The sequence below is a fragment of the Streptosporangium sp. LJ11 genome (assembly GCF_051918945.1).
In the GTDB taxonomy this organism is placed as follows: Bacteria; Actinomycetota; Actinomycetes; order Streptosporangiales; family Streptosporangiaceae; genus Streptosporangium.
The window spans coordinates 76,587-91,848 of record NZ_JBPXMB010000018.1; the positions used below are offsets into that span (position 1 = coordinate 76,587).

17 protein-coding genes and 2 pseudogenes are annotated in these 15,262 nt (G+C 70.5%); 10 read left to right on the forward strand and 9 right to left on the reverse strand.

From position 1 onward, the window contains the following. Positions 1–24: 24 nt before the first annotated feature. The 4 genes from ACTOQ3_RS25675 to ACTOQ3_RS25690 all read left to right on the forward strand — a co-directional run bounded on the left by ACTOQ3_RS25675 (position 25) and on the right by ACTOQ3_RS25690 (position 3,196). On the forward strand, positions 25–891 hold the full coding sequence (locus ACTOQ3_RS25675) for a universal stress protein (protein WP_440085909.1): 867 nt from the start codon (positions 25–27) through the stop codon (positions 889–891). Continuing rightward, positions 891–1,373, forward strand: coding sequence for a CBS domain-containing protein (locus ACTOQ3_RS25680; RefSeq protein ID WP_440085910.1), 483 nt, complete (start codon positions 891–893; stop codon positions 1,371–1,373). The genes ACTOQ3_RS25675 and ACTOQ3_RS25680 overlap by 1 nt, the downstream gene beginning before the upstream one ends. Before the next feature lie 154 nt (positions 1,374–1,527). Further along, positions 1,528–2,190 (forward strand): CBS domain-containing protein, encoded by a 663-nt coding sequence (locus ACTOQ3_RS25685; RefSeq protein WP_440085911.1) that lies wholly within the window; start codon positions 1,528–1,530, stop codon positions 2,188–2,190. Between the two features lie 13 nt (positions 2,191–2,203). Then, complete coding sequence (locus tag ACTOQ3_RS25690) at positions 2,204–3,196, forward strand: Acg family FMN-binding oxidoreductase (protein ID WP_440085912.1); 993 nt, start codon at positions 2,204–2,206, stop codon at positions 3,194–3,196. A gap of 48 nt (positions 3,197–3,244) precedes the next feature. Here ACTOQ3_RS25690 and ACTOQ3_RS25695 read toward each other — a convergent pair whose 3' ends face one another. After that, positions 3,245–4,285 carry an alpha/beta fold hydrolase gene (locus tag ACTOQ3_RS25695; RefSeq protein WP_440085913.1) on the reverse strand — a complete coding sequence of 347 codons (1,041 nt, stop codon included), beginning with the start codon at positions 4,283–4,285 and terminating at the stop codon, positions 3,245–3,247. Continuing rightward, on the reverse strand, positions 4,282–4,773 hold the full coding sequence (locus ACTOQ3_RS25700; protein ID WP_440085914.1) for a MarR family winged helix-turn-helix transcriptional regulator: 492 nt from the start codon (positions 4,771–4,773) through the stop codon (positions 4,282–4,284). The genes ACTOQ3_RS25695 and ACTOQ3_RS25700 overlap by 4 nt, the downstream gene beginning before the upstream one ends. A 124-nt stretch (positions 4,774–4,897) precedes the next feature. On the opposite strand from ACTOQ3_RS25700, the gene ACTOQ3_RS25705 reads away from it, so the two are divergent. Beyond that, positions 4,898–5,074 (forward strand): hypothetical protein, encoded by a 177-nt coding sequence (locus tag ACTOQ3_RS25705; RefSeq protein WP_440085915.1) that lies wholly within the window; start codon positions 4,898–4,900, stop codon positions 5,072–5,074. 5 nt (positions 5,075–5,079) lie between these two features. Here ACTOQ3_RS25705 and ACTOQ3_RS25710 read toward each other — a convergent pair whose 3' ends face one another. From ACTOQ3_RS25710 to ACTOQ3_RS25720, 3 genes are all read right to left on the reverse strand, one after another. Continuing rightward, on the reverse strand, positions 5,080–6,126 hold the full coding sequence (locus ACTOQ3_RS25710) for a zinc-dependent alcohol dehydrogenase family protein (RefSeq protein WP_440085916.1): 1,047 nt from the start codon (positions 6,124–6,126) through the stop codon (positions 5,080–5,082). Positions 6,127–6,241: 115 nt separating this feature from the next. Further along, positions 6,242–7,402 (reverse strand): epoxide hydrolase family protein, encoded by a 1,161-nt coding sequence (locus tag ACTOQ3_RS25715; protein WP_440085917.1) that lies wholly within the window; start codon positions 7,400–7,402, stop codon positions 6,242–6,244. 107 nt (positions 7,403–7,509) lie between these two features. Next, positions 7,510–7,734, reverse strand: coding sequence for a hypothetical protein (locus ACTOQ3_RS25720; protein ID WP_440085918.1), 225 nt, complete (start codon positions 7,732–7,734; stop codon positions 7,510–7,512). A 206-nt stretch (positions 7,735–7,940) separates the two neighbouring features. On the opposite strand from ACTOQ3_RS25720, the gene ACTOQ3_RS25725 reads away from it, so the two are divergent. After that, positions 7,941–9,137, forward strand: coding sequence for an ROK family transcriptional regulator (locus ACTOQ3_RS25725; RefSeq protein WP_440085919.1), 1,197 nt, complete (start codon positions 7,941–7,943; stop codon positions 9,135–9,137). Positions 9,138–9,921: 784 nt separating this feature from the next. Here the strand turns inward: ACTOQ3_RS25725 and ACTOQ3_RS25730 are convergent. Next, positions 9,922–10,677, reverse strand: coding sequence for a DinB family protein (locus ACTOQ3_RS25730; protein ID WP_440085921.1), 756 nt, complete (start codon positions 10,675–10,677; stop codon positions 9,922–9,924). A gap of 268 nt (positions 10,678–10,945) precedes the next feature. Next, entirely contained in the window at positions 10,946–11,230 is a 285-nt protein-coding gene (locus ACTOQ3_RS25735; protein ID WP_440085922.1) for a zinc-binding dehydrogenase, read from the reverse strand. Positions 11,231–11,258: 28 nt separating this feature from the next. Between ACTOQ3_RS25735 and ACTOQ3_RS25740 the strand changes: the two are divergent. Then, positions 11,259–11,579, forward strand: a pseudogene (locus ACTOQ3_RS25740) (helix-turn-helix transcriptional regulator); the annotation flags it as partial. Positions 11,580–11,641: 62 nt separating this feature from the next. Here ACTOQ3_RS25740 and ACTOQ3_RS25745 read toward each other — a convergent pair. Beyond that, a complete protein-coding gene (locus ACTOQ3_RS25745) occupies positions 11,642–12,499 on the reverse strand; it encodes a helix-turn-helix transcriptional regulator (protein WP_440085923.1) in 858 nt (285 codons plus the stop codon). Between the two features lie 86 nt (positions 12,500–12,585). Between ACTOQ3_RS25745 and ACTOQ3_RS25750 the strand changes: the two genes are divergently transcribed. Next, positions 12,586–13,368: an SDR family NAD(P)-dependent oxidoreductase gene (locus ACTOQ3_RS25750; RefSeq protein ID WP_440085924.1), complete on the forward strand. Its 783-nt coding sequence runs from the start codon at positions 12,586–12,588 to the stop codon at positions 13,366–13,368. Positions 13,369–13,459: 91 nt separating this feature from the next. Continuing rightward, a pseudogene (locus tag ACTOQ3_RS25755) lies at positions 13,460–13,718 on the forward strand (transposase); the annotation flags it as partial. A gap of 131 nt (positions 13,719–13,849) precedes the next feature. Here ACTOQ3_RS25755 and ACTOQ3_RS25760 read toward each other — a convergent pair. Continuing rightward, complete coding sequence (locus tag ACTOQ3_RS25760; protein ID WP_440085925.1) at positions 13,850–14,326, reverse strand: winged helix-turn-helix transcriptional regulator; 477 nt, start codon at positions 14,324–14,326, stop codon at positions 13,850–13,852. A 360-nt stretch (positions 14,327–14,686) separates the two neighbouring features. Here ACTOQ3_RS25760 and ACTOQ3_RS25765 point away from each other — a divergent pair, with 360 nt between their 5' ends. Next, complete coding sequence (locus tag ACTOQ3_RS25765; protein WP_440085926.1) at positions 14,687–15,115, forward strand: hypothetical protein; 429 nt, start codon at positions 14,687–14,689, stop codon at positions 15,113–15,115. The last annotated feature ends 147 nt before the right edge of the window (positions 15,116–15,262 follow it).

Below are 15,262 nucleotides of genomic sequence, written 5' to 3' on the forward strand. Positions count from 1 at the left end.
AGGGGAGAAGCCAAGGAGGTCGGTATGGCAGCGCATGTGGTGGTGGGTGTGGATGGGTCGTCTCCCGCGGACGGTGCGGTCGAATGGGCCGTTGATGACGCGGTGCGGCGTGGGTGCGCCTTGAAGATCGTTCATGTGTGTGAGCCGTGGCCCGGCGACATCCCGCTCCAGACCCCGCCGGGTTTTCGTGATTCCGTCGCCGAGCACGGCCAGGGGGTGCTGGAGGGCGCGGCCGCGCTGGCGCGGGGGCGTGCGCCACATCTGGAGGTGGAGACCCTGCTGGAGGCGGGCCGGGTGAGTGAGGTCCTGCGGCGCGAGGCCGAGGACGCCGAGCAGGTCGTGCTGGGCAGCCGCGGGCTGGGCGGGTTCACCGGGTTGCTGCTCGGATCGGTCTCCCTGGCTTTGGCCGGGCACGTGGCCACCCCGGTGGTGGTCGTCAGGGGCTTACCGGAGCGGACCTACGACCGGGTCGTGGTGGGCTTCGACGGCTCCGATCATTCGGCGGTGGCGCTGGAGTACGCCTTCGAGGAGGCCGCCCGGCGCGGTGCCAGGCTGCAGGCGGTCCACACCTGGCAGATGCCCGCGGTGGGACCGGGCGCCCTGGTCTACACGCCGTTGGTCGAGGACATCCTCGCCGCTGAGCGGCAGGTGTGTGCCGGCACGCTCACCCCGTGGCGGGAGAAGTACCCGCGGGTCGAGGTGGAGCAGACGCTGGTCTGCGGGCATCCGGTCGGTGTCCTTTGTGAGGCCTCGGCCGCCGCGGACCTGGTCGTCGTCGGCTCGCGGGGGCTGGGCAGGTTCGGCTCGGCGGTGCTGGGCTCGGTCGGTCACGGCGTCCTGCATCACGCCCGCTGTCCTGTCGCGGTGGTACGGGCCCGGGGGGAGGCGTGATGGACATCGGTGCCCTCACGGTGGCGCAGGTGATGAGCCGGACCCTGGTCGCCGTCGATCTTGAGGAGTCTCCGCTGCTGGCGTGGGAGATCATGCGTCGTGCGGGGGTTCATCACCTGCCGGTCCTCGACGGGCACGGCTGCCTGCGCGGGATCTTGACCCGCGAGGATCTCACCGCCCACTGGTCCGGTGGCCCGGTCGAGCAGTCACAGGTGCGGGTTCGCGCGCTGCTGGCCGATCGCCGCCGCCCGCACACCACGCCCGGCACGCCCCTGGCCGACGCGGTGGCCGCGATGCTCGACGCCGGCGTCGACGCGATCGGGGTCATCGGAAAGGATCACCGGCTGGCCGGGATGATGACCTCCACCGACGTGCTACGGGCCGTGGCCGGCCGCGTCATCGAGCGCCAGGAGCCGCCCGAGCTGATGACGGGAATGTTCCGCCTGGTCCCGGTCCTGCCCTCCCATGTCCCCGCAGGATGAGACCGGACTTCGGGCTCGGTGAGCCAAGGCCCGCGCCAAGCGAGTAGGCCGGCCCGCCCGGAACGAAACAGACCATAAGTCCCTCTGATCGGGGGACTTTCGCCGCTGACGCTTTCCGGACCGCTTTGCGATGGTTGCAGTGAGGAGGTGCGTCATGAAGGTCAGGGAAATCATGGGCGCCGTGGCGATCGCGGTGCGGCCGGAGGCGACGTTCACCGAGATGGTCGACGCCATGCGGCGCTTCAAGGTCGGCGCGCTCACCGTCATCGACGCCGACGATCACCCGATCGGGGTGGTCGCCGACGATGATCTCCTGCTCAAGGAGACCGATTCCGGTGCGCGCACCGGCAGCGTCTTCGACAGTCGCAAAAGACGTCAGGAGCATCGCAAGGCCGCGGGTGGTACGGCCAGGCAGATCATGACCACCCCTGCGATCACCATCACGAAGGACGCCACCGTCCGGGACGCGGCGCGGCTGATGCACCGGCATCGGATCAAGCAGCTGCCGGTGATCGACGCGGTCACCGGGCGCTTCACCGGCACCGTCCACCAGAGCGATCTGCTCAAGATCTTCGTCCGTCCGGCCGAGGAGATCGAACGCGAGGTCACCGAGATCTGTGAGCGGCTCGCCGTCAACCCCGAGACGATGACCGTCGGCGTCGAGGCGGGGGTGCTCACGCTGAGAGGCCGGATCGCCTTCCGGTCACAGATCGCACCCCTGGTCGCGGCGGCGCGCGAGATCGACGGCGTCCTCGACGTCGAGAACGCCCTCACCTGCCGATCCGATGACCTGGCCCCCGTTCCGCCGTTCCTGTGACAGAGGTGACATCATGAACGCCCATACAACCGAGGAGATCACCTCGTTGCTCCGTACGGCGGTCCGGGCCGCCACGTGGGCGCCGTCGGTGCACAACACCCAGCCCTGGTCCTTCGGCGTCGACGGCGACGAGATCGCACTGCGTGCCGACAGCGACAGGAAGCTGCGCGCCGGCGATCCCGGCGGCCGGGAGCTGCTGATCAGCTGCGGCGCGGCCCTGACGAACGTGCGTCTGGCGTTGCGCGTGCTCGGTCACGAGCCGCAGGTGCGCGTGCTGCCCGATCCCGACCGGCCGGCCCTGCTGGCCACGGTGCGGCCGGGAGCGGCCGTGGCCGCCGATGAGGACACCCGGCTGCTGCACGCCGAGATCGAGCGTCGCCGCACCCACCGGGCCGGCTTCACGGAGCTGCCCGTCCCGGAACGTCTGCTCGAGGCGCTGGTGGCCGAGGCGGGCGGGGAGGGGGTGCGGCTGACGCCGGTCCGCTCCGAGCCGGCGATCCGGGTGCTTTCCGCGATCACCTGCGCCGCCCAGGACGTGCAGTCCCAGGACCGGCCGCTGTCGCTGGAGGTGATCGGCTGGGCGCGGCCGCCGGGCAGCCCTCGCAAGGACGGCGTGCCGGCCGAGAGTTATCCGCGCGCCCCCCGGCAGACCCACCCGCACTTCGCCCAGCGCGACTACGCCCACGGCCGCCCCTGGGGCAGCGACGCCGACCAGTCCTTCTCCGCCTCCACCGGCGTCGTGGCGGTCCTGACCACCAGGGGCGACACCCGCCAGGACTGGATCGCGGCCGGCCAGGCACTGCAACGGATCCTGCTGCACGCCTCCGCCTACGGTCTCAGCGCGGCCTTCCACACCCAGGCGCTGGAGATGTTCCACCTGCGGGAGTTCCTGCGCCAGGAGCTGTGCTCGCAGGAGTACCCCCAGATGATCATGCGGTTGGGCATCACCTTCGACGACAGCCAGGGCGTCCGCCGTCCGGTCACCGAGGTGCTGGAGGAACGCTGACCGAACCGGCCGGCAGCCCCAGGGGCGGGGATGCGGTGCGGAGGTCGGCTACGGGGCGCCCTCGCCCAGGACCTCCTCCCCGAGGAAGGTGTTCACCGCTTCCACGTACCGGCGGGGTCTCGACATATGGATCACGTGATTGGCTTTGATCTTCCTGTATCGACTGTGCGGTACGAGCCGCCTGATCCGGGCCGCGTCCTCGTCGTCCATCGCGCCGATCAGGCCGCGGCCCGGCACGCGCCGCCAGTCACCGTGCAGCACCAGCAGCGGGCACGACACGTGAGTGAGCGCGTCGGCGTGGTCGAGTCCCTTGTAGAACCGGCCGTCGACGAAGGCCCGCGCGAAGTCCACGTCGTACATGGACAGGCACTTGAGCAGCAGACGGAGCTTGAGAGGAAAGTAAGGGATGTCCACCGGCCGGCCGGGATGGCGAGTCTGGAATGCCTGGACGCGGCGGGACAGAAAGGAGACGAACCAGTCCGGGACGCGCTTCTCCCGGGTTTCGGAGACCGGGAGCGTCAGGCCGCGGAAGTAGTCGGCGAGATCGCGGTGGCGGGGGTCACCGAGGGTGTCGACGAGGTGTTTCAGCCCGCCGTACACGAAGCGGTCGCGGTCACGGAAGCGGGGCATCTCCGCGGAGAAGACCGGGGCGTCCTCCAGGATCGCCGCGGCGACCTGGTCGGGGAGGTTGGCCGCGCACCACAGGGCGAGGAGCCCGCCGGAGGAATTGCCGGCGATGACGGCAGGGGATCGCACGACCTCACAGAGGAAGGCCGTCATGTCCGCGCCGAGGTGTTTCCAGGAGTACTCGCCCGGGGTCCAGCTCGACGTGCCGTGCCCGCGCACGTCGACCGCGTAGACCCGCAGCCGCCGTGACAGCGGCACCAGTACCCGCTGGTAGCTCTCCCAGGTCCCCATCTGCGCCGGCAGCAGGACCAGCGGAGGTCCGTTGTCCGGGCCCACCACGTAATTGAGCCGCACGACCCCGGTATCGAACCGGTGTTGCCGGAAACCGGCGTCGCGGACGGCCTTGATGTCGATCGTTTCGGATAGGCCCTCATAGGGGTTGCGGTACGGATACGTGCTCATGAGGGTCCTTCTTCCGTGCGGTAGGGGTCGGGGCCCGGTGCGCGGTCTTCGGAGAGGTCCGACGACACGAGCTCGATGAGCTCGTTCAGGGCGCCGGCCAGCGCCGTCCGGCCCTGCGCGCTCATGCGTCCCAAGATGGCCGCGAACCTCTCCGCCGACCGCTGGTCCGTCGTCGTCAGCATCCGTTCCGCCTCGTCGGTGAGCTTCAGCCGTATCCGCCGGTGATCGTCGGGATCGCTCACCCGGTACAGAAGCCCGGCGCGGACCATCCGGTTCACCAGAGCGGACGTGGCCGCGAGTCGCCGTCCGAGGGTTTCGGCCAGCTCTGAGACCGTGCAGCCGTTTCGGCGACGGACGGCGAACAACACGCGCAGCTGCGGCAGCGTGAGGTCGAGGTCCAGCCATGCGTCCGAACGCTGCAGGGTCAGCATCCGCAGCCGGGACGCCAGGTGCTCGACGTCGCGACCTCCACCCGATGTACTTGCCATGATGTGAATAGTCTACATCGCGTTGACCATCGGGTGTCCTTGCCCGATCCGTGATCTCGAGGCCCTTCCTGCTCCACGGGGGGCGTAGACGATCTCCGCAGGGGGCGGGCCGCGGTGCCGCCGGGTGCCGGGCTTTCCCGTACGACGGAGCCTGCTGGACGACCACTTCGCCACCATCGTCGGCGCGGTCGAGCTGGGCCGGGCCAGCTACGCCGACGTCCGCCGCTTCCTCACCTGCCACCTGACCGACAACGTCGCCGAGCTCACCCCGTTCCCGGCACGTGTCCCCTCCACCGGCTGACCCGCCTACCCGACACCGCGATCTGCGGCAGGTGATCGATCGCCGACACGGAGGACGGCGGCGCCGGTGACACGGTCGGCGGCCAGGTCCGCCAACGCCTGGTCGGCCTGCTCGAAGTCGTAGGCGGTGGTGGTGACGCGCAGTGGATGGCGGGTGGCGTGCTCCAGCAGGGCCCGGCCGTCGGCGCGGGTGTTGGCGGTGACGCTGCGCAGCGTGCGCTCCTGGAACAGGTGGTCGGAGTAGTCCAGCGGCGGGATGTCGGTGAGATGGATTCCGGCGACGGCCAGGGTGCCGCCGCGGTCCAGGGCGGCCAGCGCCACCGGGACGAGGTCGCCGACCGGGGCGAACAGGACGGCGGCGTCCAGCGGTTCGGGAGGAACGTCGTAGGCGCCGCCCGCCGAGGCGGCGCCCAGCTCCAGGGCGAGCCCGCGGGCGGAGGCGGAGCGGGTCAGCACGTGCACCGTGGCGTCCTGGGCGAGGGCGACCTGGGCGGTGAGGTGGGCCGAGGCGCCGAACCCGTACACGCCCAGCCGCCCGCCTGGCGGCAACTCTGCGCGGAGCAGTGCCCGGTAGCCGATGATGCCCGCGCACAGCAGCGGGGCCAGCTTCTCGGCGGGCTGGTCCTCGGGCAGAGGATAGGCGAAGTCCTGCGGCACGGTCAGGTACTCGGCGTAGCCGCCGTCGGCGTCCCAGCCGGTGTAGCGCGAGTACGGGCAGAGGTTCTCGCGGCCCCGGGTGCAGTAACGGCACTCACCGCAGGCGGAGCGAAGCCAGGCCACGCCGATCCGGGTGCCGACGGAGAGCCGCTCGGCTCCGGGGCCGCAGGCCGCGACGCGCCCGACCACCTCGTGCCCGGGCACCGTGCCGGGCCGCCGGGGGGCCAGGTCGCCCTCGGCCAGATGCAGATCGGTGCGGCAGACGGCGCACACCTCGACCCGGACGAGCACCTCACCGGGGGCGGGCTCGGGCACGGGCAGCCGTACCCGCTCCAGCGGGTGGGTGGCCATGGGGCCGGGGCGGCGGACCACCCAGGCGGTCATCGTCTGCGTCACCCTCCCATCGTCACACGCACCGCCGTCTCTGCCGCTCCTAGGCGCGTTCGGCCAGGGTGGCCCGGCGAACAGGCGCCGTAGCGCGCCGCGGGCGCTGTTCGGGGGCCACCGGGACTCAGCGGACCAGGCGAAAGAACGTCCGTACCTCGTCCACGAACGCCTCGGGTTGTTCGAAGGCGGCGAAGTGGCCGCCCCGGTCCAGCTCGTTCCAGTGCCGGATGTCGGTGAAGCGCTTGGCGGCCCATCGGCGGGAGGGGCGCGGGTTCTCCTTGGGGAAGATCGAGCATCCCGCCGGCACCGTCACCACGTCGGTCGTCGCGTCCGCGAAGCGCCGCTGGACCTGCTTGAAGCTCTCCCAGTACAGCTGGGCGGCCGACGCGCCGGTGCCCGGCAGCCAGTAGAGCATGAGGTTGTCCAGCAGTTCGTCGCGGCCGAGGGCGTTCTCCGGATGCCCGTCGCAGTCTGTCCAGGAGCGGAACTTCTCCACGATCCACGCGCACAGCAGCGCCGGGGAGTCCACGAGGCCGTAGCCGATGGTCTGCGGCCGGGTGGACTGCTCCAGCGAGTAACCGTCCTCCCACTCCTGTGCCTGCTCCAGCGCGGCCAGCGCGGCGCGTTCGGCGTCGGTGAGGTCGTCCATCGTGGCCGGGTCGGGGGCGGCGAGGGGCGGCATGAGGTGGATGCCCGCCACGTGCCCGGGGTCCTGCCGGCCGATGCTCGTCGTGATGCTGGTGCCCCAGTCGCTGCCCTGGGCGCCGTACCGGTCGTAGCCCAGCCGGGCCATGAGCCGGACCCACGCGGCGGCGATCCGCTCGACGCCCCAGCCGGTGCCGACCGGCTTGTCGCTGAACCCGTAGCCCGGTAGCGACGGGCACACGACGTGGAACGCGTCGGCCGCGTCGCCGCCGTGGGCCGACGGGTCGGTCAGCGGGCCGATCACCTTCAAGAACTCCACTATCGAGCCCGGCCAGCCGTGCGTGAGAACGAGCGGCAGCGCGTCCTCGTACGGTGAGCGCACGTGCACGAAGTGGATGCCGAGCCCGTCGATGGTCGTGCGGAACTGCGGCAGCGCGTTCAGCCGCCGCTCCGTGGCCCGCCAGTCGTACTTCTCGGCCCAGTAGCGGCACAGTTCCCGCAGGTAGGCGAGCGGGACGCCCTGGGACCAGTCATCCACGGTCTCCTTCTCCGGCCACCTGGTACGGGCCAGGCGGTCGCGCAGATCGCGCAGATCGGCCTCGGGGACGTGCAGGCGGAACGGGGTCACCGGATGAGACATCGTGTCGTCCTTTCGATCGATCGGCCTTTGCGGGGTCCGTTACGGGCTCGACCTCGTCATGGGCGAGCGCCGGCGGCAGTGCCGTGACGAGGAATGCCGTCCGCCGGTCATCGAGCCGCTGGCAGGAGCGCCTGCTGCGGCGCGAGGCGGACCCGGCCGCACTTGGGGCGGTCGGCGGTGACCGCCGGATCGTCGCTGTCGAACACTGCGGGCACCGGCGGCTCCACCTCGGCCGACGGCGTGTCGCGCAGGTTCGCCACCGCCCGCGGATCGCCCCGGCGGTAGGCGGTCACCGGTGCGCCGGCCTCCTGCCTGGTCACCGCGTCGGTCACGGCGAGGAGCCCGGCCAGCCGGCGCCGGACCGTCAGGAGGTGGCGCAGGGCGTTCAGGCACGTTCGACTGATGCGTCGGAGTCGACGAGGGTGCCGTCCATGTCCAGGAGCACCGCTTCGAGCGCTTCGAGATCCAGCCGTTGTCGCCGCACAGGGGCCCCCTCGGATAAACTCGTTACACGAGGATATAGGAGGCGTCGGCACCCATGACAAGCCCCGCAGGCCGCGCGCGGTCCGTCCGCGCGCGGGACGCCCGCTGGCGCGGCGCGCTGGCCGTGCTTGAGGAGATGCGCCGCGAGCCGGGCGTGACCCGGGCGGGCGTGGCGCAGCGGCTCGGCCTCACCACGGGGTCGACCACCGAGATCACCGCGCGGCTGCGCGAGCTGGCGCTGCTCGTCGAGAGCCCGGCCGCCGTCTCCGGCCGGGGCCGCCCGACGACCGTCCTGCGCCCGCATCCGGACGGCCCGGTCGTCGTCGCCGTCGACGTACGGCAGGAGGACTGGCGGATCGCGGTCGCGGAGCTCGACGGCAGGCCGCGCCTCGCCGAGGCGGCCACGCACGCCGGCCGCGACCCCGGCCAGGTGATCCGCACGATCGCGGAGGCGGTACGGCGGGTGCACGAACGTCACGGGGGCCGCGTCCGGGCCGTGTCGGTGGCGGTCGCCGCGACCGTGCGGCACGGCCGGGTCGTGCAGTCCGCGGCACTGGGCTGGGACGCGGTGGACCTCGCCGCACTGGCACCCGAGCCGCGCCTGCCGCTGTTCGTCGGCAACGACGCGACGCTGGCCGGCGCCGCCGAGGCCCGCTACGGCGCCGGGTCCGAGGTCGGCACGGCGTTGCACGTCACGATCGAGGTGGGCGTGGGCGGCACTTTGGTCGTGGACGGCCGCCCTGTCACGGGCGCGACCGGCACCGGCGGCGAGCTCGGCCATCTCCCGCTCGGCGATCCCGCGCTGCGCTGCCCGTGTGGCGCGCTGGGCTGCTGGGACCTCGCAGTCGACGGCCGGGCCATCGCCCGTCACCTCGGAGAGCCGCCGCCTCGCGACCCGCGCAGCTACGCGCAGACGGCCCTGGCCAGAGCGAAGGGGGACGCGGCGGTCCGGTCCGCGGTGGGACGGGCCGCGAGCGGGTTCGGCCGCGGCCTCGCCGGACTGATCAACGCCCTGGATCCCGGTATCGTCACGCTCGGCGGCTTCGCCGAACCGCTGCGCTCCGCAGCCGCCACGGAGTTCGACTCGGCCCTGGCCGACGGGCTGATGAGCTTTCGCCGCCTGGACCCGCCACCGGTGGTGGCTGCCGTCCTCGGCGAGGACGGAGCCTTGCACGGGGCAGCGGCCACCGCGCTGGACCAGGTCCTCACCGAAGAAAGCCTCGGCGCGTGGGCGGCTGAGCGCTCCGGCTGAGCGGCGGGCGGCTCACAGCGCATCCGGCCGACGCGGCCCCCGCCGTCGCACCCGGTGAGAAGGTTCCACTCATCTCGCGGCAGGGTCCAGCGCTCGACCAGAACATCGACGTCCGACGGCGGCTTGCCCATGTCCTCACATCAGTTCGCGCCCGTCGGACATCACCCGGCTTCAATCAACATGATCATCCACGTTGTCGGGTCGGACCGGGGCGCGGTGCTGACCTTGCGGCCACTCCGTTTCCCTGGCCCGCCCGCCGAACGAGGAACGCGCCGCCACCGACGGGCAGACAGGTGATGTCGCCCACGTAGCGGCCGTTCGGCTCCTCCGCGGTGAAGCCGGGTTGTCGGTAAGAGTCGTGCAGCCAGGTACACGCGATTGAGTTCACCCAGGTCAGCGACACCGCTGACGGACCACTAAGGGATCTTTCTCGGATTGTCCGACGTCGGCGATCGTGTGTGGCCAGTATTGATCCGGATTCGTGAGGTATGCGGCGGCTCGACTGACCGCTTCGCGAGAGAGCCGGATGCCGCGTGGCGCGTGTGCCGGACGAGAACGAGCTCGTTGGGAACTGGACGCCGGTCAAGGACTTCATTGAGCCGGCCCGTGCGCAGGTAATCGAGCCACTCGAAGTGGGGTGCTCACGAAGGACAGTAGAGCCTTTTGGGTGGTAGATGCTGAATTGGGCGCTTTAGTGTGGTCTTTGGTCGACGTAACCGCTAGATGACCGTCCTAGCAGCACGCAATGCGGCTGGAGGTCATTTCCGGCCGGGTCGGCGCCGGTTCAGGCACCGGCCTCGAGCACGGCGAGGTCGCGCACCGCATAGCGGTGATGCTCGGCCTCTTCCTTCAGCACCACCTTGAGGCAGCGGCGCACGACGTACTCCTGGTCGGGATACGGGTCCGCCGGCCTGCGACCGCATACCCGATCGAGCTCGGCCTCGGTGAGCCCGTCGACGACACGCCGCATCGTGGCCATGCGGGCGAGCCGCGGCGCGAGCACCTCGTCGAGTGTCGGGGTGGCGTCGAGGGTGAGACCGAGCTTCGCCGTCGCGTCGGACGGCATCCCGCCGTAAGGGAAGCCCAACGGATGGTACGGCGCTTCCTCCTCCAGCACGGCATTGCCGAGCCAGGCATCGCCGGCGAACAGCAGGTGCCGTTGGGTCTCGACCAACGACCACTCGCCGTTGACCTGCTCGTGCAGCTTGGCCTCGGGCAACAGCCTGGCGCGGTCGAGTGTCGCCGCCCACAGCGCCTCGATGGCATCCCAAGTAGCCCGGTAGTCGTCGGGGGACGCGGCCTCACGCGCCAGCACCCGCGTGGGGTGCCGCCGGTCGAGCTCGGCCTCGACGTAGGCGGTCACGTCGATGTCGTTGACGACGAGACGCTCGAAGTCGCCACCGAGGTAGACGTCGCTCCCATAGCAGTCGACGATCTTCAGGCCGCTGACCTCGCAATCGCGGATCTCGAGACCGGAAAGGTCGCACAGGTGGATGCGGGCACCACGGAACCGGTCACTCTGGGCGTACTCAGCAGCCATCGAGGCAGTCTTCCGCACCCGTCCCGCCCGCGCCACCTTCGGCAACCAAGTTTCGGGGCCAACGTGCTCACGCCCGCGTTCCGTTTCGCTTGGGCGACATAGGCCGGCCGCGGGGCGCCGATCGCCCGCTTCTTCACCCAGCTCGGACTCGGCCCCGCCGTCGTCCGCCGCGACGACGCCCCCAAGCTCGCGCCCCGCGCCCTGGACGCTCGCCAGGGGTTCTGGCCCGGTGGGTTCGCCTGGACCTCGGGGTGCGTCCGGGACCGGTTCAGTGCTGGACGGTGACGACGATCTTGCCGAACTGAGTGTTCGATTCCAGGTGGTGGTGGGCCTCGGCGACATCGGCCAGGTCGAACGTGCGGTCGATGACGGGGGTGAGTGTCCCGGTGCGCAGGCCCGCCCCGATGAAGGCCCCGGCGCGCGCCAGGCGCTCCGGGTCGGCGGTGATGAGATCCACGTTGAAGCCGTGCACGGTCAGCGGCCAGTTCAGCGGCAGGGGGGCCGGTCGCGGGTCCAGCCAGCCGTACACGATCAACAGCCCGCCCGGTGCCACCGCGAGCGCGGTCTCGCTCAGCCCCGGACCGGCGATCGCCGGCGCGCTGCACGCCCTGCACCGCAACCCCGCCCACGCGTGGACCGTGCAGGCGCTCGCCGCCCGCGCCGGGTTGTCGCGGGCGGCCTTCGCCAGGCGGTTCGCGGCCGTCGTGGGGCAGCCACCGATGGCGTACCTGACGTGGTGGCGGATGACCGTGGCCGGCCGGCTTCTCGCCACGAGCGAGGCGCCGCTACGCGTGGTCGCGCAGAGCGGCGGGTACTCCTCGGAGTTCGCTTTCGCCAAAGCGTTCAAACGGGAGTTCGGCATGCCGCCCGGACAGTACCGGCGCACCCGGCCGTGGTCGTGACGGGGGTGGACGGTTGCGGCCGAGGCGGTCGACCTCCTGGACGCACAGCAGGTCCCCCTCCGTCAAAGCGATCTGCTCGCGTTGACGCTCTCGGCTCCCAATACGTTCAGAAGAGCCAGAACCTCGGCGTCACGGGATCCTGACGGCGCACTGTAGAGCACGAGGTTTTGGTCACGGTCGGTGAGCGTGAGTGAGTCGCAGTCGACGGTGATCTCCCCGACGACCGGGTGACGGAAGGTCTTCGTGAGCATCGGTGCGGCCTGCACGTCGTGTCGTTCCCAGAGCCGGGCGAACTCGGGGCTGCCGTCGCGGAGTTCGTCGACGAGGTTGATCACCGCGGGGTCGGACGGGTACCGGGCGAGGGCGGATCGAAGCCCCATGACGGCGTGGTGCCGGAACTCCGCGGCGTCGGAGATCCCGTACAGCGCCGCGTCGGTGCGCGCCGAGCCGAGGAACGCCCGGCGCGCGAGGTTGCGGTCCTTGGGGGCGAGGGCGGAGAAGTCCTCCATGAGCGCGGCCGCGAGATCGTTCCACGCGAGCACCTCGAACGCGGCGGATGTCACGAAAGCGGCCGTCTGCGGCAGCCGTTCGAGGAGCGTGAGGATGCTCGGCCGGACGTCGCGCCGGTGCAGTCCGCTACGGCTGGGCGCGGTGCCCGCCAGGACGTGGAGATGATCGGACTCGGCGTCGGTCAGCCGCAGCGCGCCCGCGATCCCGGAGAGGACCTCGCCCGACGGGCGCGGTGCCCTGCCCTGCTCGAGCCGGACATAATACTCCGTGGAGATGTGGGCGAGGACCGCCACCTCCTCGCGGCGAAGACCCGGTGTCCGGCGTCGCGAACCCGAGGGCAGGCCGACGTCACGCGGCCGGAGCCGCTCGCGGCGGCTCCGGAGGAAGGCTCCGAGCTCCTGCTTGTCCATACCCCCAGTGTGCACGCCGGGCGGCGACGGATCCTGGTACCGCCTGTGCCTGTATCCGGCCGGGAGGCCGGCCTGACGCTGTCGTCATGACGAAGACCATCGAAATCGCACCCATCGGCCTGCTCACCGGCAAGGTCGTGTTCATCACCGGTGCCAGCCGCGGCATCGGGGCGGCCGCGGCCCGGCTTTTCGCCTCCGAAGGTGCCGCCGTGGTGCTCGCAGCCCGCAGCACCGACGCCCTCCAGCGGATCGTCACCGAGGTCCGCGCCGGCGGCGGCGTCGCGGATGCCGTGACAGTGGACCTTGCTGACCGGGCGAGTGTCCGCGCGGCGGTCGATCACGTCGAGGAGCTGCACGGACGGCTCGACGGCGCGTTCAACAACGGCGCGGCGATCCAGCGGCCCGGGCCGCTGGACACGACGAGCGACGAGGACGTCGAGGAGCAGTTCGCGGTGAACTTCCGCGCGCACTGGACCGCGATGACGGCCGAGGCCGCGCTCATGCGCCGGGGCGGTGGCGGGGCGATCGTCAACACCTCGAGCATCGGCAGCCGCCGCGCGAACCCGGAGCTTCCCGCGTACGGCGCGATGAAGCGCGCGCTCAACAGCATCACCGAGACTGCCGCCGTGACCTGGGGACGGCAGGGGATCCGCGTGAACGGCATCACCCCCGGCGGCACCGCGACGGAGATGATCGACACGTGGGAGGCGGCGTCCCCGGGTACCGTCGAGCGCATCAACGCGGGCATCCCGCTCGGCCGGATGGCCGAGCCTCGTGAGGTCGCCGAGGTGGCCGCGTGGCTGCTCAGCGACCGGGCCTCGATGGTGACCGGCGCGATCGTGCCGGTGGACGGCGGCGCCGGCGCCTGAATCGTGCCGTCGATGTCCGCGCGCTGAAGGGATGGATCGCGGCCATCGCCACCCCACATGGGGTTGCCCGGTTCCGGCCATGTTGAAGGAATTCCTGGACGCCATTGTGGTCAAAGCCAGAGACGACCACAGCGTCCAGGCCAGGCCTGCCTACCTCGCGGTCGGACATCGACGCCGACGGCGAGAAGCACGTCCTCGGGATTTGGCCGGCCAAGACCCCGCTCGACCACGCCACCGCCGGCGAATCCGCCCGCTTCTGGACCTCGGTAATGACCGATCTGAAAAACCGCGGCGTGCGCGACATCCTCATCGCCTGCGCCGACACCGACGGCCTGAACGGCTTCGAAGACGGAGGTCGGCGAGTTCATTGCCGAGGGATGCGAGCCTGAGCGTCGGCGCAGTACACGTGAGCAGCTGTCTCAACGGCGCCGACCACTCAGCGGTGGCGAGCCGCTGGTGTTTTGTGCGGGCCCGGCGAAGATCAGGCGTTTCGGGGTATTCGGTCGGGGGGCATTCCGGGGCCGATCGTGGCGTGGATCTCGGTTGGGTCGTCCACGCGGCCGCAGTGGGCGCATACCGTTTGCTGGGTGATTCCGGCGCCGCACTCCGCGTGGGTGTAGAGGATCGGCGGCTCGCCGTCGGTTGACCACTGGTCGCCCCATTCGGTGAGGGCGACCAGTGCGGGTGCGAGCGCACGCCCTTTTTCGGTCAGCAGGTACTCGTAAAGTTCGGGCTGCTCGGAATACCGGTGGCGCCGCATGATCCCGGTCTCGACGAAGCCGTCGAGGCGGGTCTTGAGGATGTTGGTCGCGATGCCCAGGCGGCGGTGGAAGTCGCTGTAGCGGGTCGCTCCCGCGAACAGGGCGTCGCGGATGATCAGCAGGCTCCAGCGTTCGCCGATCAACTCGAGGGCGCGTGCGATCGAACACACCTCTGAGTCGTAGGTCTTCCCCAGCATGCGTCACAGTCTACCCACATGCTTGCGTCATGAAAGTTGCTTGGTTAGCATGACTTTCATCACGCAAGTTGCTCCCGGCCTCTCCAGCGGGTGTACGCCGACGCATGCGAATCCCATACCGATCGGGACAACGCGCCGCTGACGTGGCAAGCCGCCCAAAGAGTCCCCCGTTCCACCTTTCACCAGCGTCGAGCGACAAGGAGTCCGTAATGGCCGGAAGCGCATTGTTTCTGGGGTCATTGGACGAGGCGCACGTAGACGCGGGGCGTTCGCCCGGCGCGACGCTCTTCTCCGTAGTGAGGCCTCGGCGGCCTGCGTGCCTGGCTCGAATCGGCCACACCCGAGCATCGAAGGACAACGATGAACCGAAAGAAACTTCTCCTTCTCGTAGGCGGATTCCTCGTCCTGACCGCGTCCGTTTCGGCACCTGTCGCCGCTGATGCGGGAACGACCGCGTACAACTCCAAGACCCAGTACCTTTCCCAATGGCCGATAGACAACTGGGACACCTCGTGCGTGGACCGTCGGATCTACCTGGCCGCCGGCAACTATGACTGGGAGCAGTCCTGGAGCCACGCTGTGACGCCGCTGCGGACGAATTTCTACCTGGGCGCCGGCTGGTACACCTGGATCGACTGTTTGGATCCCAGGAACAACTACTACGACCACACCACTTCGCTGGACCCCGACAACCCCAGCTGGGAGACGGTGGTCGGCCAGGTCACGTGGCAAATCAACAGCTCTGGCCAATACACATGGGGCTCGTTCCTTGAGCCGAAGTCCTTCTAGGCAAGCCCGAAGGAGTCATCGGACGCGAGCCCGACGGTCATGTCGCGCGCCGAATGACAGCGGCCGGAGAGTGGGGGGGCGGGCCACCCGTCGCCCGCCCCCCGGGTCGCTCCTCCCGTGGGTGAATCGGGACGCTGGTCAAAGGCG